The organism is Microbacterium sp. 1S1 (genome assembly GCF_008271365.1).
GTDB lineage: Bacteria > Actinomycetota > Actinomycetes > Actinomycetales > Microbacteriaceae > Microbacterium.
Window position 1 is genome coordinate 118619 of record NZ_CP043430.1, and the last position, 19372, is coordinate 137990.

Genomic DNA, 19372 nt, shown 5'->3' on the forward strand with positions numbered 1-19372 from the left:
TCCAGGAGAAGGACGAGGGTCGGGTCGGCACCTCTCCGTGCCACTGTGCCAGCGTAATGGCGGCGGCGCGCACGGGGTAACCCCAGAGCCGGATCAGAGGAGCTCGGCGGTCTGCCTGGCGATCTGCAGCTCCTCGTCGGTGGGCACGACCAGCACGGTGACCGGTGACGCGTCGGTCGAGATCACGCGGATCCCGCGCTCCCTCGCCTCATTGCGGGCCGGGTCGATCTCGATGCCCGCGAATCCGAGCGTCGCCATCGCGGCCGCGCGCACGGGCGCCGCGTTCTCACCCACACCGGCGGTGAACGAGACGACGTCGACCCCGCCGAGCTGTGCGATGTAGGCGCCGGCATAGGCGCGCAGACGGTGAATGTACACGTCGAAGGCGAGCGTCGCGGCCTCTTCCCCCGCCGCGACGCCCGCGAGGATGTCGCGCATGTCGCTGCGACCGGCCAGGCCCGCCAGTCCGCTGCGCGTGTTCAGCAGCGCGTCGAGGTCGTCGATCGTGTAGCCGGCCCGACGCGACAGGTGGACGAGCGCCGCCGGATCGAGGTCGCCGGAGCGCGTGCCCATCACGAGTCCCTCGAGCGGCGTGAGTCCCATCGAGGTCTCCACCGAGCGCCCCCCGTCGATCGCGGTGACCGAAGCGCCGTTGCCGAGGTGGAAAACGAGCTGCCGGAGTGTTCCGACGTCACGCCCGAGGAAGCGGGCGGCGGTCTCGCTGACGTACTGGTGGCTCGTGCCGTGGAATCCGTACCGGCGGACGCGGTGCTCGGCGGCCAGCGCTGCGTCGATCGCATAGGTGTACGCCGCAGGCGGCAGGGTCTGGTGGAACGCGGTGTCGAAGACCGCGACATGCGGCACGGCGTCGAACACGGCACGGGCCGCCCGGATGCCGGCGAGGTTCGCGGGGTTGTGCAGCGGCGCCAGCACGGCGAGCTCGTCGATCTGCCGCTCGACGTCCGCGTCGATCAGCGTCGGCGCGTAGAAACGCGCACCGCCGTGCACCACCCGATGTCCCACCGCGACCGGCGGATGCGCGTCGAGGGAGGGGCCGTGTGCCGCGAACTGCGCGCGCATGACCTCGAAGGCCGCGGCGTGGTCGGGGATGGGCTGCTCGTCGCGGTAGGTGGCGTCGAGCATGGTCGCGGTCGGGCCGTCGACCGGCTCCGGCCGCACGGTGTGGGAGACGGGGCTGGAGTCCTGCCCGATGCGCTCGATCAGTCCGCTGGCCAGCTCATCCTCGTGCTCGACGTCGATGAGGCTGTACTTCAGCGACGACGACCCGCTGTTGATCACGAGGATCGCGCTCACGGCCGCTCCTCCCCTCGCTCGGCGCCCTGCGCCTGGATCGCCGTGATGGCCACCGTGTTCACGATGTCGTCGACGAGCGCACCCCGGGAGAGGTCGTTGATCGGCTTGTTGAGCCCCTGCAGCACCGGCCCGATCGCCACGGCGCCGGCGGAGCGCTGCACGGCCTTGTACGTGTTGTTGCCGGTGTTGAGGTCGGGGAAGACGAACACGGTCGCGCGCCCCGCCACCGCGGAGTCCGGCAGCTTGGCCTTGGCGACCGCCGCGTCCGCTGCGGCGTCGTACTGGATGGGACCCTCCACCAGGAGCTCGGGAGCGCGTTCGCGCACGAGCGCCGTCGCAGCCCTCACCTTGTCGACGTCGGCCCCCGACCCGGACTCGCCGGTGGAGTACGACAGCATCGCCACACGTGGATCGATGCCGAACTGCCGAGCGGTCGTGGCGGACGAGATCGCGATGTCGGCGAGCTGCTCGGCCGTCGGGTCGGGGATGACCGCGCAGTCGCCGTACACCAGCACGCGGTCGGCGAGGGCCATGAGAAAGACGCTGGAGACGACGTTCACACCGGGCTTGGTCTTGATGATCTCGAACGACGGGCGGATCGTGTGCGCCGTGGTGTGCGCGGCGCCGGAGACCATGCCGTCGGCGAGTCCGAGGTGCACCATCATCGTCCCGAAGTAGGAGACGTCGGTGACGGTGTCGGCGGCCTGCGCGAGCGTGATCCCCTTGTGGGCGCGCAGCCGGGCGTACTCGGCGGCGAACCGCTCGACGAGGGCCGGGTCGGTCGGACTCAGCACCTGAGCGTCGGCGATGTCGAGACCGAGCTCCCCCGCCCTGGCGCGGATGCCGCTCTCGTCGCCGAGGATGGTCAGCTCCGCGACCTCACGGGCCAGCAGGGCTGCCGCCGCGCGGAGGATGCGGTCGTCGTCGCCCTCGGGGAGCACGATGTGCCGGCGGTCCGCCCGTGCCCGCTCCATCAGGCCGTACTGGAACATGAGCGGCGTGACGACGTGGGACTCGGCGAGCCCCAGCTGCTCCGTGAGCTCGGCGACATCGACGTGGGCGTGGAAGAGTCCGAGCGCCCGGTCGTAGCGGCCGCGCGAATCGGCGGAGATGCGGCCGCGGGTGCCCATGACGCGCACGGCCGTGTCGTACGTGCCCAGGTCGGTGGTGATGATCGGGACCGAGGAGGAGAAGCCGTCCAGCAGCCGGAGGATCGGCTCGGGCAGCGGGAACGGACCGTTGAGGATGATCCCGGCGATCCGGGGAAACGTGCCGGAGGAGTCGGCGAGGAGCGCCGCGAGCAGCACCTCGGTGCGGTCGGCGGGGATCACCACCACCGCTTCGTCGGTGAGGCGCGGCAGCACGTTCACCATCGACATGCCGGCCACGACGATCGACAGCGCGACCGCCGTCAAGCGCTCCTCATCGCCCTTGAGGAGCGTCCCGTCGACCGCGGAGACGATGCCGCGGATGGACGGCGCCACGAGCGCGCGGTCCTCGGGCAGCGCCCAGACCGGCGTGCCCTCGGGGAGGACGGCGCGCACCGCGTCGACGATGGCGTCGAGCCCGTCGGGGTCGGCCCTGTTGACGGCCACCGCGAACAGCTCCGCGCGCTCCTCGGCGAGCTCCGGGAGGGCCAGGGCGGCGATCTGCCCGACGGCAGCCGGCTCCCTCGCGGTTGTGGTGCCGAGCTGCTCGGCCTGTCGCTGCTGGTCCCGTCCGCTCAGCACGAGCAGGACGGGGGCGCCGAGATTCGCGGCGATGCGTGCGTTGAAGCCGAGCTCTGCGGGACTCGCGACATCGGTGTAGTCGCTGCCGACGATCACGACGGCGTCGCACTGCGCCTCGACGGCCTTGAAGCGGGCGACGATGGTCGACAGCGCACCCTCGGGATCGGCGCGCACGTCGTCGTAGGTGACGCCGATGCAGTCTTCGTAGTCGAGCTGCACCCCGTCGTGCGCGAGCAGCAGCTCGAGGATCTCGTCGCGCTCCGCGACCGCGCGGGCGATCGGGCGGAAGACCCCGACCCGCGGCGACACGCGCATCAGCGCGTCGAGCGCTCCGAGGGCGATCGTCGACTTCCCGGTGTGGCCTTCGGCCGAGGTGATGTAGATGCTCCGCGACACGGCTCCAGCTTAGGCGGGCACCCCGACACCGCGCCCGGCCGATCCCGTGACAATGCCGGTGTCACTCGCAGGGGCCGGACAGCACGTCCACGACCGCCGCCGCATCCTCCTGGTACCGGGTGTAGTAGTCCCGGTCGGTGTTGACCTGCACGCGGTGGATGGCGTGCGACGGCGTCATCGACTGCCAGTCAGGGACGCGGCCGAGCCGCTCGAAGAACAGGCGGGCGGCTGTGGCGGGGTCCATCCGCTGCTCCGCGCTCCCCCACCAGTCCTGCTGCTGGAAGAGGCCGATGCTGGTCGTGCGGGAGCCGTCAGGGTTGGTCCACCCGCGCGTCTCCCAGTCCCCGTAGTCGATGTTGCGCAGGCTGCTCTCGCCCATCGCGGTCATGACGCCGAGGATCTGGCCATCCCGCGCGAAGCCGAGGTCGTCGGCGGTGCGGATGATGGTGGCGGCGTTGTCGAGCTGCTCGCCGCTCCACCCCGCGACCCCCGCCTGCGGGAAGGTGTCAGGGCGGTCGAGGCAGACCGGCGCCGGATCCCTGGCGAGACCGAGAGGGATGAGCACCAGCAGACCGGCCACCACGGACACCACCGCGGCCGACACGGCGACGCGCTGGAGCATCCGCTTCCGCCGTGCGCGCAGGGCGGCCCGGCGGCGGGCCTCACGACGTCGGCGCGCGGCCGCCTCCCGCGTCGCGGCCGAGCGTCGTGCCGGCACGCTCCGCTTCGCCGCGGTCGCTTTCGTGCGCGGGGCCGTCATCGCCGGACGACCCCGCGTCGGTCCGGTCGGCGGCCGGCGAGCGCGGCCACTCCGCCCCCGATCGCGCCGAAGAGATGCCCCTGCCAGGAGACGCCGTCACCGACCCCGAACACCCCCGCCAGCATGGTGCCGCCGTACAAGCCGACGACGACGACGGCGATCACCGCGTAGAGGATGCGGTGCGACACGCGGCCGGGAGCGAACACCCGCATCACCACGTAGCCGAAGTACCCGAACACGAGCCCCGATGCACCGACCGTGAGCGTCCCCGGCGCGTTCACGAGCCAGGTGCCCACCCCGCCGATGACCGCGACGATGCCGGTGACCGCCCAGAACCGCCGCGTGCCCTCGACGGCCACCAGGCAGCCGAGAACGAGAAACGGCACGGAGTTCGCGATGAGGTGGGCCCAGCTCGCGTGCAGCAGCGGGGCGAAGAGAATCCCCAGCAGCCCGGCCGGGTCCCACGAACGGATGCCGAAACCGCTGAACGAGCCGGGAAGCACGGCGTCCGCGAGCTGTACGGCCCACATCGCGGCGAGCAGCAGCACGGGCGACGCGAATCGCCGCAGCGGATGCTCGGGCCTGGCAGACGGGGGAACGGTCACCGCTCGATTGTCGCAGCCGCACCCTGCGGGTGGCTGTGCGCGGGCAAAAGAAATGACCCTCCGCGCACCCAGCAGAGCCCGGTTACCCTTGCTGCGTTTCCGCCCTGGGGGAATTGGCCTGGATGCCGCCACGCGGAGAGCCGTCGTCCACTCTACCCGACGCCGGGCGGCGCGATGACACACCCCGTCCCGCCCTGCTCGACCCCGCGGAGCCGCGGTACCCGATCTGGGCTGGCCGCCGGCTCCGCTGTCTCCGGGAGACCGGGGAGCCCGGCATGGTCCCGCGGGCCGTGCGGAGCGTACGATCGATGCACGCGCATCGTTGCGCCGGACGAGAGGGAACGCATGCCAGAGAACGCCCCCCTGAGCCCGGTCGCGATCGACGCCGACGGGTTCGCCGCGCAGACCGCGGCCATCCTCGGCGCGATCAGCCAGGTGATCGACGGGAAGCCCGAGGCCGTGCGCAGCGCCCTCGTCTGCCTGCTCGCCGAAGGCCACCTGCTGATCGAGGATGTTCCCGGCGTCGGGAAGACCATGCTGGCACGCGCCCTCGCCGCGACCGTCGACGCCACCGTCCGCCGCATCCAGTTCACCCCCGACCTGCTCCCCGGTGACGTCACGGGCGTGTCGGTGTACAACCCGGTCGACCGCGAGTTCGAGTTCAAGCGCGGTGCCGTGTTCGCACACATCGTCATCGCCGACGAGATCAACCGCTCCTCCCCCAAGACCCAGTCCGCACTGCTGGAGGCGATGGAGGAGGGGCAGGTCACGGTCGACGGCTCGACCCACCGGCTCCCCGACCCGTTCCTCGTCGTCGCCACGCAGAACCCGTTGGAGATGGAGGGCACCTACGCTCTCCCCGAGGCGCAGCGGGACCGCTTCATGATGCGGATCTCCATGGGTTATCCCGACCCCGCCGCCGAGGCCCTCATGCTCCGGCAGCGCGACGTCGTGAACCCGTTGGCCACCGTGACCCCGGTCGCGGACGCCACCGCGATCTCCCAGCTCATCGCGTGGGCGCGAGCCGTGCACGTGGCGCCCGCGCTGGAGGAGTACGCGGTCGCGCTCGCCCAGGCGACGCGGACCGACCCGAATCTGCACCTCGGTGCCAGCCCGCGGGCCACGTTGCAGCTCGTCCGCGCCGCGAAGGTGTGGGCCGCCCTGGACGGCCGCGACTACGTCATCCCCGACGACATCACCGACCTGCTCATCCCCGTGCTCGCCCATCGCCTGCTCCCGGCCCGCGGCGCACACCGTGCGGGCGCGCAGCCGGTCGAGGCCGCGCTCACCCAGATCGCGGAGCGGGTCCGCGTCCCCGTCGCGACGCGCTCCTGAGACCCCGCCATGCGCCGACGTCGACTGCTCACACCGCGCGGCACCGGTGCGCTCCTCGCCGCGCTCGGCTGCCTGATCGCGGCCAACGTCCTCGGCGCGCGGATCCTCCTGTACCTCGGCATCCTGCTCGCCGCGCTCACCCTGTTCGCCGCGCTCGCCGTCCGCCTCCCGCGACGCTCGGGCTCCGTCAGCCGGCAGATCTCGACCGACCTGCTCACGGTCTCGGAGACCTCGCGGGTGACCGTCCGCTTCACGCTCCGCGCTCTCCGGGTGCCGCACGGTCTGTGGCACGATGTGCTCCCCTCCGCCGTCACCGGCGACTCCGGGGGCGAGTACCCCGCCGACACCCCGCAGCTCAGCTACCTCGTCACCGGCGTCCGTCGCGGCGTCTGGCCCCTGGGCCCGCTCGTGCTGAGGACCGTCGACCCGTTCGGGCTCGCGCAGCGCGAGCAGGCGTTCGGCGACACGCGCACCATCACCGTGGTGCCCGAGGTCTTCGCGCTCACTCCGCTCGCGGTGCGGATCGGCGCCGCGGGGGGCACCGCGCACACCTCGTCCACGCGCCTGGGCCAGGGCAGCGACAACCTCTCCCCCCGCGGCTATGCGCCCGGCGATTCCATGCGGCGCATCCACTGGAGGGCCACGGCGCACCGCGGGGAACTCATGGTCCGGCAGGAGGAGGAGGAGTCGAGCCCGGACGCGGTCGTCGTGCTCGACCGCGCCGGCGCCCGCTGGGCCGCCGCGTCGGACGCGCCGGACCCGGCGTTCGAGGCCGCCGTCTCGCTCTGCGCCTCCGCTGCCCTCCATCTCGCCGCCGAGGGGTACAGCGTCGACGTCCTGGACAGCGCCGGAGTCCTCCTCGGCGCGCTCCGCGGACACGAGGACGACAGGGACGGCCTCCTCGTCGCCCTGGCGATGGTCTCGCCCCGCGGTGAGAGCCGCGACCTTGCCGCCCTTCTCGGCGGCACCCCGCCCGGGCCGCTCGTGTACGTGACGGGCCGGTTGGACGAGGAGGACGCCGCCCTGCTGCGCCCGGCAGGGGCGGCCGCGCCGTTGCTCTTCCCCACCGACCCCCTGCCAGGGGCGGAGGACGCCGCTCGTCAGCTCGGGTGGACCGTGGCGCGGCTCGCCGCAGACGTGCCCGAGGCATGGGACGACGCGCTGTCGGCGAGGGCGGGAGCCTCCGATGTTCCGCGCTGACCGCCCGCGGCCCGCCGCGGTGCCCCTCGACACCCGCCTGCAGTGGCACGGCGAACGCGAGGTGCCCGCCGGAGTCGTCGCACCCGGTGTCCTCGCCGGGGCGGCCGCCCTCACCGCGCTGTGGCCGTTCACCTCGGTCATCGCCCCCGGTGCCTGGTCTCTCGTCGTGACCCTCCTCGTCGTCGCGGTCGTCGCAACGGGCATGCTCATGCGGCACCTCCTGCGCCGGCGTCGGGTGGCGATCGTGGGTCTCCTCGCCCTCCTCGCGCAGCTCCTCGTGGCCACCGCTCTGCTCACCCTGCTCCTTGCGGGCGACACGGCCGTCCTGGGCATCGTCCCGACCCCCGCGACCCTCGCGCTCTTCCAGGCGCTCGCCGCAGCCGCCACGGAACAGATCGTGTTCGGATCGGCGCCTCTCGCCGCCTCCCCCGGTCTGTCCGCCGCCCTGGGTGCGGGCTTCACCGTCGTCGCGATCCTCCTCGACCATCTGATCGCCCACCGGGCCGCCGTCCTCGCAACCGTGCTGCTGGGAGTGATCGGCTCCCTGCCGATGATCGTCACGCTGGGCTCCCCGAACCTGGCGTGGTTCGTCGTCGCCGCGGTCGTCGCGCTGCTCCTGTTCCGCCACACGGCGCGCCGGCATCCGGAGTCGCCCCGGCGCGCATCGGGAGCGGTCGCGGTCACCGTCGGTGCGGCGGCCATCGCCACGGCGCTCGTCGTCACCCCGCTTCTCCCGGTGGGCTCGACGATCGCCGGAACCGGGGTCGGCGTCACGGTGGACGCCTCCCTTCGCCTCGGCGACGACCTGCGGCAGCCGAGCCCCGTCGAGGTCCTGACCGTGGCGACGAAGGCGGAGGCGGCGCCGTATCTCCGGCTCACGACGCTCTCCCGTTTCGACGGCCGTGTGTGGCAGCCCGATCGCGGAGACCTGCAGTCCCAGGTCGACGGTTTCGGCGGGGCGGAGTGGGGCGAGGACATCGCCACGGCGGAGCAGACGACGTCCATCCGGGTGCTTCGCATGTCGAGTTCCTGGCTCCCCGTGCCCTACCCGGCCATCGATGTGCAGGGCCTCGGTGCGGCGTGGCGGGTGTCGCCTGAGAACCGCACCCTGTTCTCCCGGCGCGGCGACGCCGTGGGCAACGACTACACCGTGACCTCGCTCCGCGTGACCCCGACCCTGGAGCAGATCCGCAGCGCGGACGCGGCTCGCCCCGTCGCGGACCCCGACGCGGAAGCCGTGGAGCTGCCCGGGATCATCGGTGAACTGGCCGCCGAGGTGACCGCGGACGAGGAGACCGACTACGACCGCCTCGTCGCGCTGCAGAACTGGTTCCGCACGCAGTTCGAGTACTCGCTGGAGACGCCCGTGGAGGAGGGCTTCGACGGCACAGGGGCGGATGCCGTCGCGCGTTTCCTCGAGGAGCGCTCCGGCTACTGCGTGCATTTCGCGGGCGCGTTCGCCCTCATGGCCGAGAGTCTCGGGATGCAGGTCCGCGTGGTCGTCGGGTATCTCCCCGGTGCCCTCACGGACGAGAAGCGCGGCGACGAATCCATCTTCTCGGTGACGAGCGACCAGTTGCACTCGTGGCCGGAGGTCCTGTTCCCGGGCATCGGGTGGGTGCCGTTCGAGCCCACCGCCTCCCTCGGGGTGCCGACCTCCTTCCGCGCGGGCACGACGCAGGGCGGGACGACCGGCGGCCCCGCGGACCCGGCGCCGACGACGGCACCGCAGTCGGAGGAGACCACCGCCCCGGAGGTCGACCGCGGCGATGCCGACCCCGGCTCCTCCGGGTCAGGAGAGCTGCGGCGCCTCGACCCGACGCCCGTCGTCCTCATCGCCGTCGGCGTCCTGGTCCTCCTGCTCGTCCCTGCCTCGATCCGGCTGATCGAGCGACGGCTGCGGCTCCGCCGCGCCGCGCACGGGGATGCCGCCGCGGCATGGGCCGAGCTCCGGGACACCCTCGTGGACCTTCGCGTGCCGGTGTCGGATGCCGAGAGCCCGCGGATGCGGTCCGCCGTGCTGGTGAGGGACGCCGGGGCCGACGAGTCCGCGCTCCGAGACCTGACGGCGGCGGTGGAACGTGCGAACTACGCTCGTGCCGCCGACACCGCGGAGGACCTCGCCGCTCCGCTGAAGGTCGTCGTGGACAGCCTGCGACGGCACGTCGACCGCGGGACCAGGGCACGCGCGCTGCTGCTGCCGCGGTCGCTCTACGCTCCGCGCGGGGCCGACACCCGGCTCCTGGTGTGAGGCCGGATCGCCGCGGCGGTCAGGCCCGCGTCGCGACCCCCTCCGCGTGCACCGGGCACGCCACCGCGTCGCAGTCCGCGCAGACGACGAACTGGGCGCGGCACGAGGGGTCCGGGCAGTTTGCGGTGCGCTTCGTGGCCGTGCCGCATCCGGCGCACGTGCCGATCACCCGGGCGTGGTCGGAGAAGTCGACGGATCCGCGGCCGTCGAAGACATAGAGCGAGCCGTCCCAGAGGCCGTCGTCGCCGTAGGTCTCGCCGTAGCGGACGATGCCTCCTTCGAGCTGATAGACCTCGCCGAAACCACGCGCGATCATGAGGCTCGACAGCACCTCGCAGCGGATGCCACCCGTGCAGTACGTCACGACGGGCTTGCCCTTCAGGTCGTCGTAGGCGCCGGAGTCGAGCAGCCCCACGAAGTCCCTGGTGGTCTCGGTGTCGGGCACGACCGCGCCGCGGAAGCGCCCGATCTCGGCCTCCAGCGCGTTCCGGCCGTCGAAGAACACGACCTCATCGCCGCGCTCGGCGACGAGCGCGTGCAGCTGTTCGGGAGTGAGACGCGTGCCGCCGCCGACGACGCCGTTCGCGTCGACCTGGAGCTCGTCCGGTGCGCCGAACGACACGATCTCGTCCCGCACCTTCACGCTCAGCTTCGGAAAGTCGAGGCTGCGGCCCGCCTCGTCGAGCCCGGTTCCTTCGCTCCACTTGATGTCGGCGTCGCGGAACGGGGCATACGACCGAAACGACCGCACCCACTTCTTCAGGGCCGGAAGATCTCCGCCGAGCGTCCCGTTGATGCCGTGCGGCGAGAGGAGCACCCGGCCGCGCAGTCCCAGCGCCTCGCCGAGATCGCGCTGCCAGACGCGGATGGCCTCCGGGTCGGCGAGCGGCGTGAAGGCGTAGAAGAGGACGATCTTGGGGGTGGCCACCCAGGAATCCTACGTCGCGGCCCGTCGCTCTAGCTCACGTCCCGCTGCAGGAACACCGCCGCTCCCGCCCCCACCGCGAGCACGGTCCAGCCCGCCGCGATCGGCACCGCCGCCGGTGCGAACTCTCCGTCCGCGGGGATGCCCAGGGCGGCCACATCGAATCGGAAGGCGCCGAGCAGGGCAGGAAGAGGGAGGGAGACGGCACCCGCACTCCAGAACATCGCCACGAGGAGGCCCGCACCCATCGAGAGGGTGGCGGCGAACAGCGCCGCGAGATGCGTCTGCACGACGATGCCGACCCCCAGACCCCACAGTGCCGCGGTCGCACCGAGGGCGACGGTCGATGCGACGGCGGACGCGTGCACGGGAACGCCACCCATGGTCACCAGAAGCGCCGTGCGACCGCCTGCCACGGCGGCGACCGCGACGACCGCGCCGCCCAGCGCCGAAGCGAGCAGTCGGACCATGAGCATCGCCCAACGGGACTCCAGCATCAGCCGCTGCGCGATGACGCCGTCCCGGCGGTCGATCGTGTAGCGGAAGGAGCCGTAGACGGCCGCCAGGATGCCGGCGTAGGTGGCGAGGACGGCGTCGAAAGGGGCGACGAGCTCCTCCCGGACCGCCGGCGGAGCGTCGGCGAGATCCGGCGGGATGCCGGTCGCCAGGGAGAGCGACAGCAGGAGGGCCGCCAGTGCGACCCCGAGGAGGACGACGTCCCCGGCCGCGCCCCGCGCCTGCGCCCGCAACGCCCGCCCGATCACGCGACGCTCCGACGTCCCCGGACGGCGGCGAGCGCGACGAGGCCGATCGTCCACGTGATCCCGACGGCGGCGGCGGGCGTGAAAGCGAGCAGTCGGCCCTGGTATTCCGGCACGCTCAGCGCTGCGATGGCCATCCCCGGCGAGAACCGTGCGACCTCGGGCGCCGTCCGCAGCATCGCGAACTCCAGCGCCATCGGGAAGACGAGGACGATGATCGCCGTCGCGTAGTAGTTCCGGGTGATCCAGCCGATCGCTCCGCCGCTGAGAGCACCGAGGACCACGCCGGCCAGAGCCCCGGCGACGATGCGCCCTGCCTCTGCCGTGAACACGAGACCGAGCCCGTGCCGGGCCAGGAAGACGGAGATTCCGAGCGTCCACAGCAGGAAGACGACCACGGCCAGCGCGAGGGCGGTGAGGACACCGGCGACCATCTTGCCGCGAAAGGCGCGACGGAACCCGACCGCCGTGAGCGTCCGGTCCATGGAGCCGTAGTAGTACTCCCTGGTCACCGGGTAGGCGCCCACGAACGCCGCCGAGATGACCGACCACGCGAGCGGTTCCAGCAGCCGCGCTGTCGCCGCCCCCGCGTCGAGCCCGTCCAGCGCGAAGCGCGAGCCGTCGGAGAAGAGCACGAAGGCCGGCATGAGGACCGCGACGAGGTAGACGGCGAGGATCGACAGCCCGCTCACCGCGCGCAGCAGTTCGCCGCGGGTCACGGCGCTCATGCGGAAGCTCCTTCGACGAGCTCGAAGTACCGGCTCTCGAGCGAGTCGACGCCGCCGGTGACGAGATCGTCGAGCCGGCCGGCGAAGAGCGCGCGGCGCTTGATGACGACGACCTCGTCCACGACCTGCTCGAGCTCGGAGAGCTGATGACTGGAGATGAGCACCGTGCCGCCGCGTTCGGCGAATCCGCGAAGGAACCGGCGCAGCCAGCGGATGCCGTCGGGATCCAGGCCGTTGGCCGGCTCGTCGAGGATGAGCGTCCGCGGCGCACCGATCAACGCCGCGGCCAGCCCCAGCCGCTGCGCCATACCCGTCGAGTAGGTCTTCACACGACGACGCGCATCGGCGGCGAGGTCCACCTCGTCCAGCACTTCGTCCACACGGCCGCGGGGCGCACCGCTCGCGAGACGGCAGATCTCCAGGTGCCGCCGCCCCGAGATGCCGGGCTCGAAGCCGAACCCGTCCATGTGCACCCCGACACGCGCGGCCGGGTTGTCCAGCGCCCCGAACGGCGTCCCCTCGATGACGGCTTCTCCGCTGGTCGGCCGGACGAGGCCGACGATCGCGCGCAGCGTCGTCGACTTCCCCGCACCGTTCGGGCCGAGGAGCCCGACGATCGCCCCGCGGGGCACCGCGAACGACAGGTCCTCGACAGCGGTGCGGCGTCCGAACCTCTTCGTGAGGCCGCGCACCTCGATGGCGTGCTGATTCATGGTCATCCTCTCTCCTCCTCGCTCGTGAGAGCTGCCAGCGGCGACGAGACCGCCGCCCAGAGCGCCTGCCAGAGCGGCGCCGAGCCGAGCTCCACGCGCGCTTGCCCAGCTGCCGGAAGGGCGCTCCGCTCCCCGGCCACCGCCACCTCCGCGACGGCCGTCACCGGGACCGTCGCCCCGGGCATCCTGACCGGGAAGAGCGCCTCGATCGGCGCCCTGCTCTCCGTCGCGGGGCGAGCTTTGACCGTTCCCTCGCCCCGGTACTCGTTCGCGAGGATGCCCCGCGTCGAGAGGACGACGGGGGCACCGTCCGGGATGTCGATGCCGGGGTCCGGTCCGCCCTGCACGAGGACCACCCGGTCGTCCTCCACCGAGAACCCCAGCATCGCGGCCGTGGGGACCGGGATGACGATGCCGGCGGCCACGATCCCGGCCGCGAGCGCGGCGGTCACCCCGACGAGACGGAATCGGGAGACACCGGATCGTCGCACGCGGAGCAGAGCGCGCCCCAGGAGTGCCACGCCCACCACGGCCACGACGGCCTCCAGGGCGAACACGATGAGACTCGCCGCCGGCCCGCCTCCGGCGAGCAGCTGCGCGGTCCGGACGACCGCGATCAGCACCATGACGACCGGGGCCACCAGGCAGCAGAGACCGAAGGGCACGCTCCACCACCGCTCCAGCGCCCGGGGCAGCCGCGGCCCCCCGAAGAGAAGGCGGGCGACGAAGGCCGCACCGTCGCGGACCGTCCTCCCCCGGAGATTCGGTTCGTCCAGGGCGCTCATCAGCGCGAGGTATCCGTCGAAGCGCACGAAGGGGATGAGGTTCACGAGCACGACGACCGTGCACGAGGCCGCGAAGAGCAGCAGTGTCTCGCGGGCCGCCGACGACGGCAAGAAGAGAGCAACGAGCATCGCCGCCGCCGCCACCGTGGCGTGGACGGCGGGGCCCGCCAGCGCGATCGCCACACGATCCCGACGGTCGGCGAGCCGCCAGCCGTCCGTCACATCGACGAAGAAGGCGGGCGTGAGGTACAGGAGCATGAACCCCGCGCGCCGCGGCCGTCCCCCCAGCCGGGTGAGGGTGAGGCCGTGCGCGGCCTCGTGGACCAGGGTCGCGAGCCCGAGCGCCACGACCACGAGCGTGAACCCGGCGAGCGGGACGGGACGAGCGAGCACGGCGCCCAGCTCGCCGGCGTGCCGGACCGCGGCGACGATCCCGGCACCGAGCAGCGCGGCGGCGGCAACGAGCACCGCGCGACGCGGCACGGGGGCCACCAGGCGGTCGAGGCGGGCGAAGAGCGTCGCAGCGCGGAGCGTCGCGAACTGCACGGTGAACGGCGGCCGATAGGTGACCCGGCCGGGCAGCCGAGACGCGCCCCCGTCCAGGAGCCCGGTGTCGCGGAAGCGCTCCATCAGTCGCAGCACGCTCTCGTCGCTCTCCCCCGGCGCGAAACGGTCCCGCAGCGCAGAGACCGCTGTGCGTCCGTCCATCGCCGTCAGCAGATCGACCACAGCACGGGACAGCCGCGCGGACGGTACGCCCTGAACGCTGACGAGCCACCCGGAGCCCTCCGCCGTCGGCTCGAAGGCGACGCCGGAGGCGAGGGACGGACACGAGTCCGTCGTGAGGGAGTCCCGCCCTCGTCCGCGGCGTCGCCGCATGGGTCGAAGCCCTGCCGTGGTCATCGCCCACCTCTTCCCGCACCGACATGGCGGGTCGTGAGGAGCAGGAGCTGCATGCCGACGGGCGTCCGCACCGGAGACATCTCGGGCGCCAGGAAACCGGCCGCGACGAGTTCTTCGGAGAGGAGTCCAGGGTTCAGCACGTGCAGGCGACTCGTGAGGACGGGCACCTCCGCGCGCGGCGCGATGTCCGCGAGGCGGAGCCAGTTCACCACCCGCACGGCACCGTCGTCTTCGATCTGCTGCGCGAAGAGGTAGGGCTCGTCGCCGGCGTTTCCTGGGACCATGATCTCGCGGTCGGTCGCGACGGCGAGGGAGTCCGCCGACGCACCGTCCGCGATGGTGAGGGCGAAGACGCCGGCGGAGGCGAGATGACGGCGAACGCCCGCGTAGAGACGCGCCCGGCCTTCGCGATCGAGGAGGGTGATGGAGGTCGCCCCGAGGACGACGAGACCGAAGTGCTCGCCGAGCGCGAGGTCGCGCATGTCCGCCATGACACACTCGACCGTCGCCCCGTGCGGCACGGCGCCGCGGAGGCGCGCGAGCATGTCGGCCGAGAGATCGACCGCCGTGACCCGGTGTCCGGAGCGTGCGAGGGGGATCGTCAAGCGGCCGCTTCCCGCGGCGAGGTCGAGGACGGGCCCGGGGACCGTGCGCGCGAGCGCCAGGACCTCGCGGATCTCCACGCGGTCCGGACCGACGAGCCGGTCGTAGAAGTCGGTGCCGGCCCCGACGTAGAGGTCCTGTGCCCTGGCGGTCGCGCCGACCAGGTCGAGCCGCGCAGCCACGGTCTCGGTGATCAAGGATGTCATCCGTGCATCGCCTCTCCTCGATGGATGGTCGGGGGGGGGGGGCGGACGATCCCGCCCGCACCCTCGGTCAGGTCGCGATGGCGGCGGCTCCGCCGATGATCGCGATGATGTAGCTCGCGTGCTCCCACCACTCGAGCGGCGTGTCGATCTGTTCGAGTTCGAGGAACTCCAGCGACGTGGACTGCAACGTGCACCTCCTAGGTCAGAGCGAGAATTCCGATGATCACGCCCACGGCGAAGCCGCGGATGTAGTCGTCGGCATCGCCCGGCGCGTCCATGGCCTCGAGCTCGGTGAACTCGAGCGCCGGCAGTGCTGCGGTCATGCGTCCCTCCTTCCTTTGTCCGATCGAGCGCTGTCGGGCGGCATCACGTGGCGGCTGCCGCGCCGATCCCGATGAGGACCAGCGCGCTGATCACGCCCTGGTAGAAGCTGTCCCAGCTGGGGGCCTCCATCGGGTCGAGCTCCTGGAACCGGATGCTCATCTCCGTGCTTTCGGTCATTCCCGTCACCTCCTCTCCGCCACTCGGGGCCGGCGGTCGCCGACCGCGGTCGTGCTCCACCGGGAGTCGTGGAGCACGGCGCGGACGTCCGCGGCGCGGATTCCGCGCAGCATGGGGCGGTGATCTCCCCACGCCGTCTCCACCGCCGCGGCGATCCGGTCGATCTCCCGTGCGCTCGGGCGCGGTGCCGAGGGGAGGCCTGCCTGATCGACGAGGACGGCGATGCCGATGGCGGGGTCGCGGGGCAGCGCCGTCGCGCCCGTGACGTCCGTCCAGAAGGCGTCGAGGCTGGCGCGATCGCCCCAGCGCGGATCGCCCGCGGCGATCTGCGCCCAGACGGCGGCGATGACCGCTGCGGTCGCCGTCATCTTGCGGACGCCGAGATGGAAGGCGACCTCGTTCGCGAGGTACCAGTGCCGGGCGCTGTACGGGTCGCGACCGCGGAGCGCGGCCGTGCGCTGGGTGGCGGCACTCAGCCGCGCCAGGCGCAGCCGCCCCGTCGTCGACATCGCGTCCCCCCTGGCCGCCTCGAGCAGCGCCCTGCCGAGCGTCCGCGCGTCGCGGTCGGCTCGCTCCGTCCGCGGACTCGTCGAGGCTCCGGCCACCCGGAGGAAGGCTTCCAGCGCGCCTTCCCGCACGGCAGCCGGCACGAGTGTGGCGAACTGGTCGGGGTCGAGGACGGCGTGGCGCGGCCGCAGCGGCCGACCGACGAGAAGCCGGGAACCGCGCCGGTGCCGGAGGACGGCCACGCTGTTCGTCTCCGAGGAGGTGCCGATCGTCGTCGGCACCGCGACGATGTCGACGGACGGAGGGGCGTCCGGCAGGATCGTGAGCGCCGAGATCTCCGCGTGCCGGAGGGCGAAGTCCAGAAGGCGCCCGGGGCTGAGCGCGAGGGCCGCGATCTTGCTCGCATCGAGGACGCTTCCGCCTCCGACGGCCACGATGACCTCGGGTGGTCGTCGGACGAGCTCCTCGGCGATCACGAGGACCCCGACCTCATCCACCGCTCCCGTGTCCACCGTCATCCTGCGGGCCGGGTGCGCGGTGGGAAGGGGGTACGCGACGGCCGCGTCGGCGATCACCAGCGTGTCCCGTCCCGCCGTGAGACGGACCATCGCCTCTCGTGCGCGGGGCCCGTGCCACAGCGTGGGGACGCGTGCGCTGAACGGCGCGGTCATGCCGCTCCCTGCCGCACGCGCGCCAGGCCGGCCCGAACGGCCCGGTCGGTCTCGGCCACCTCCGCCGCCGTGAAGCCGTAGCCGGGGATGAGCTGGAAGGAGCTGGGACCGGGGTGGACCACGACGCCGCTGTCGGCGATGGCGGACACCACCTGCAGGACGTCGGCCCCGGAGAGCGGCGACCCGTCCGGGCGGCGGAGCCCCACCCCGACGAAACAGCCGCTGCCGGTGACGCCGGTGACGATCCCGTCGTCCTGCCAGGTCCGCGCGAGGTGGTGCACCGTCGTCGCCAGTGCCTGCGTGGTCGTCTCGACGTCGATGCGGCGGAGCTCGTCGATCACGGCGAGGACCGCGGCCGCACACGCCGGCGTGCCCGCCTGCGTCTCCCCGTGGACGAAGGTCCAGCCGCCGCGGGCGAACGCCGTCGCGATACGGTCTCCGACGAGGAGCGCCGCAGCCCCCATCGCGCCGTTCGTCAGCGCCTTCGACACGATGAGGACGTCCGGAGCCGCCGCCCAGCGGTCGGTCGCGAACAGGGCACCGGTGCGCCCGAATCCCGTCGCGACCTCGTCCGCGACCAGCAGGAACCCGTGCCGCTCCCGCAGCTCCAGGAGGCGGCGGACGAAGGCCCCGGACAGCGCGTGGGCACCGCTGCCCAGGACGGGCTCCACCACGACGGACGCGACTCGGGACCCTTCACGCTCCACGAGCGCCGCGAGCTCCGCCCCGTCGTCGGTGTGCGACACGTGCCGCACCGCTCTCCTGTCGACGCCGTAGACCGACTGCAGCAGGTCGTCGCCGCTCAGCACGTGGCTGCCGTACATCGTGCCGTGATAGCTCCCGCGCAGCCCCACGACGAGGGAGCGCGAACCCGAGCCCTGCTGCGCCCAGTACTGCCGCGCGAGCTTCATCGCGGCGTCATTCGCGGCCCCGCCCGACGTGGAGAAGATCACGCGCCGGTAGCGCTCGGATCCCGCGAGGGCGATGAGGGCATCGGCGGCGTCTTCGGCGTACCGGTGCGGGGCACGGAACAGGGAGAGGTACGAGGCGTCACGCGTCGCCCTGCTCACGGCCTCCGTCACGGCGGGGTTGCCGAAGCCGAGCGGAACGTTCCACAGCCCACTCGTCGCGCAGAGGCGTTCGGAGCCGTCGGCATAGAAGAGGCGATGTCCGGAGGCGCCGATCGTCACGCGATCCGGAGGAAAGGCGGTGTCAGCGGGGAGCATCGACGTCCACAGCGCGTGCGGCACACTCATCGGGCGCCTTCCCCCGAGGCATCCTCGACCGGACCACCGAGGTGGACGCGGAGCGCGGCGAGCGCGTCCAGACACAGGCGCCGGGCGTGGGCGTCGGGCACGCCACAGGCGCGGGCCACGCGCGCGGCCGCCAGCGCGCGCGTGCCCGAGGTCTGGACCGCGTCGACCACCGCGGCGGTCAGCGGGGACAGGAGATGCCGGCGGAGGGTCCTGACGTCGGCAAGCAGGAAGCCCTCGGCAGTGTCGAGCAGGAACGGATCGTCGGGCAGGGGCTCGGCATCCGCGAGGTCGTCGTCGAGGAGCGCCCACCCGAAGCCCGCGATCCGGGCGGTGCCGTTCGGCAGGCGGAGCATCTTGCGGAGATCGGCCGCGTCGAGGTACCGGCTGAGCCACGGCCGGGCGTCGAGCTCGGCGACGAGGTCCGCCGCGCCTGGCACGCTGCCCAGTGCCGACATCAGGGGCACGGTTCGTCCGAGGACGGCCGGCAGGTCGTCCACGTGGCCGATCGCCTCCCCCTGCAGGCCGAGATGCACGCCGCCGCCCGCGTCGACGCGGACGGCGCACGGAGTCTCCTCCCGGTGGGGCCGCGCGAGAGCGGCGCGGTCCGCCAACAGCACCCGCGGGTCGAGCATCGCGGCGGCGAACACTCCGGTGGCGCGGGCGAGATCGGCGTCGTCCAGGAAGGCACGCCAGCTGCCCTCGTCGAAGAACCGCACCGCCGTCGGTCCGACGATCTGGACGAACGAGGCCGCGATGTAGTCCTGAAGCTCGACGCCGCGCTCACCCAGGAACAGTTCGTCGCCGAGGTCGGCGAGCCTGCCCTCGTAGCCGACGACGACCCGCGCCGCCCCCGGCCGAGGCACCGATCCTGCGGGCTCGAGGATCACGTCCTCAGGGTCGGCTGCAGCAGCGACGGATGCAGCCCCGACCTCCGTCTCGCGCAGGAACACGCGACCGCGCGCCCCCTGCCCGCCGGTGATCCACGCCCGCAGGGCATGCGGCCCGAGGAGCGGGTCTTCGCCCGTCCCTCCCTCGTCCTGCCGTGCCGTCGTCGCACTCGACCCCATGATCCCCCCAGAGAACCGGATCCGTCTGACGCGGTTGCGTCTTCATATGAAGGTAGCTTTGCCTCGAATGCGGTGCAATATTACAGCTCCGCCAGCTCCAGGCCGGGATCTGCGGTATGTCACGAGGCCCGCAGGACATCGGATAGGATGGACAG

19 protein-coding genes and 1 other RNA gene are annotated in these 19372 nt (G+C 72.6%); 3 read left to right on the forward strand and 17 right to left on the reverse strand.

Features of this window, described 5'->3' with window-relative positions:
* Positions 1–93: 93 nt before the first annotated feature.
* From FY549_RS00610 to ffs, 5 genes are all read right to left on the reverse strand, one after another.
* Positions 94–1314, reverse strand: a complete 1221-nt coding sequence (locus FY549_RS00610) for an acetate/propionate family kinase (protein WP_149083375.1) — start codon at positions 1312–1314, stop codon at positions 94–96.
* Positions 1311–3440, reverse strand: coding sequence for a phosphate acetyltransferase (gene pta / locus FY549_RS00615; RefSeq protein ID WP_149083376.1), 2130 nt, complete (start codon positions 3438–3440; stop codon positions 1311–1313). The genes FY549_RS00610 and pta overlap by 4 nt, the downstream gene beginning before the upstream one ends.
* Before the next feature lie 61 nt (positions 3441–3501).
* Positions 3502–4158, reverse strand: a complete 657-nt coding sequence (locus FY549_RS00620; RefSeq protein ID WP_259614192.1) for a hypothetical protein — start codon at positions 4156–4158, stop codon at positions 3502–3504.
* 38 nt (positions 4159–4196) lie between these two features.
* Positions 4197–4805 (reverse strand): rhomboid family intramembrane serine protease, encoded by a 609-nt coding sequence (locus FY549_RS00625; RefSeq protein WP_149083377.1) that lies wholly within the window; start codon positions 4803–4805, stop codon positions 4197–4199.
* 48 nt (positions 4806–4853) lie between these two features.
* Positions 4854–4950, reverse strand: an RNA gene (gene ffs, locus FY549_RS00630) — signal recognition particle sRNA small type.
* 200 nt (positions 4951–5150) lie between these two features.
* Here ffs and FY549_RS00635 point away from each other — a divergent pair.
* Genes FY549_RS00635 through FY549_RS00645 form a run of 3 tightly spaced genes read left to right on the forward strand, consistent with a single transcriptional unit; the run spans position 5151 to position 9591 of the window.
* Positions 5151–6140: an AAA family ATPase gene (locus FY549_RS00635; protein ID WP_149083378.1), complete on the forward strand. Its 990-nt coding sequence runs from the start codon at positions 5151–5153 to the stop codon at positions 6138–6140.
* Between the two features lie 9 nt (positions 6141–6149).
* Complete coding sequence (locus FY549_RS00640; protein ID WP_149083379.1) at positions 6150–7340, forward strand: DUF58 domain-containing protein; 1191 nt, start codon at positions 6150–6152, stop codon at positions 7338–7340.
* Positions 7327–9591: a transglutaminaseTgpA domain-containing protein gene (locus FY549_RS00645; RefSeq protein WP_149083380.1), complete on the forward strand. Its 2265-nt coding sequence runs from the start codon at positions 7327–7329 to the stop codon at positions 9589–9591. The genes FY549_RS00640 and FY549_RS00645 overlap by 14 nt, the downstream gene beginning before the upstream one ends.
* A 19-nt stretch (positions 9592–9610) precedes the next feature.
* Here the strand turns inward: FY549_RS00645 and FY549_RS00650 are convergent, their stop codons facing one another.
* From FY549_RS00650 to mpaB, 12 genes are all read right to left on the reverse strand, one after another.
* The gene (locus FY549_RS00650) at positions 9611–10519 is read right to left on the reverse strand and encodes a rhodanese-related sulfurtransferase (RefSeq protein ID WP_149083381.1); all 909 of its coding nucleotides are present in this window, start codon (positions 10517–10519) and stop codon (positions 9611–9613) included.
* A gap of 29 nt (positions 10520–10548) precedes the next feature.
* Positions 10549–11280: a hypothetical protein gene (locus FY549_RS00655; RefSeq protein WP_149083382.1), complete on the reverse strand. Its 732-nt coding sequence runs from the start codon at positions 11278–11280 to the stop codon at positions 10549–10551.
* Positions 11277–12005 (reverse strand): ABC transporter permease, encoded by a 729-nt coding sequence (locus tag FY549_RS00660; RefSeq protein WP_149083383.1) that lies wholly within the window; start codon positions 12003–12005, stop codon positions 11277–11279. Before FY549_RS00660 ends, FY549_RS00655 begins: the two co-directional genes overlap by 4 nt.
* A complete protein-coding gene (locus FY549_RS00665; RefSeq protein WP_149083384.1) occupies positions 12002–12724 on the reverse strand; it encodes an ATP-binding cassette domain-containing protein in 723 nt (240 codons plus the stop codon). Before FY549_RS00665 ends, FY549_RS00660 begins: the two co-directional genes overlap by 4 nt.
* Positions 12721–14406, reverse strand: a complete 1686-nt coding sequence (gene mpaP, locus FY549_RS00670) for a daptide biosynthesis intramembrane metalloprotease (RefSeq protein WP_149083385.1) — start codon at positions 14404–14406, stop codon at positions 12721–12723. The genes FY549_RS00665 and mpaP overlap by 4 nt, the downstream gene beginning before the upstream one ends.
* Positions 14403–15215 (reverse strand): daptide-type RiPP biosynthesis methyltransferase, encoded by an 813-nt coding sequence (gene mpaM, locus FY549_RS00675; protein WP_149083386.1) that lies wholly within the window; start codon positions 15213–15215, stop codon positions 14403–14405. Before mpaM ends, mpaP begins: the two co-directional genes overlap by 4 nt.
* Before the next feature lie 67 nt (positions 15216–15282).
* Positions 15283–15402, reverse strand: a complete 120-nt coding sequence (mpaA3, locus tag FY549_RS16840; protein ID WP_301178377.1) for an MpaA3 family daptide-type RiPP — start codon at positions 15400–15402, stop codon at positions 15283–15285.
* Between the two features lie 10 nt (positions 15403–15412).
* Complete coding sequence (mpaA2, locus tag FY549_RS16640; protein WP_257721411.1) at positions 15413–15538, reverse strand: MpaA2 family daptide-type RiPP; 126 nt, start codon at positions 15536–15538, stop codon at positions 15413–15415.
* Between the two features lie 43 nt (positions 15539–15581).
* Positions 15582–15716: an MpaA1 family daptide-type RiPP gene (gene mpaA1, locus FY549_RS16645; protein WP_259614190.1), complete on the reverse strand. Its 135-nt coding sequence runs from the start codon at positions 15714–15716 to the stop codon at positions 15582–15584.
* Positions 15717–15721: 5 nt separating this feature from the next.
* Positions 15722–16894, reverse strand: a complete 1173-nt coding sequence (gene mpaC / locus FY549_RS00680) for a daptide-type RiPP biosynthesis dehydogenase (protein WP_149083387.1) — start codon at positions 16892–16894, stop codon at positions 15722–15724.
* The gene (gene mpaD, locus FY549_RS00685; RefSeq protein WP_149083388.1) at positions 16891–18150 is read right to left on the reverse strand and encodes a daptide-type RiPP biosynthesis aminotransferase; all 1260 of its coding nucleotides are present in this window, start codon (positions 18148–18150) and stop codon (positions 16891–16893) included. Before mpaD ends, mpaC begins: the two co-directional genes overlap by 4 nt.
* Complete coding sequence (mpaB, locus tag FY549_RS00690; protein ID WP_149083389.1) at positions 18147–19217, reverse strand: daptide biosynthesis RiPP recognition protein; 1071 nt, start codon at positions 19215–19217, stop codon at positions 18147–18149. Before mpaB ends, mpaD begins: the two co-directional genes overlap by 4 nt.
* Positions 19218–19372 lie beyond the last annotated feature (155 nt).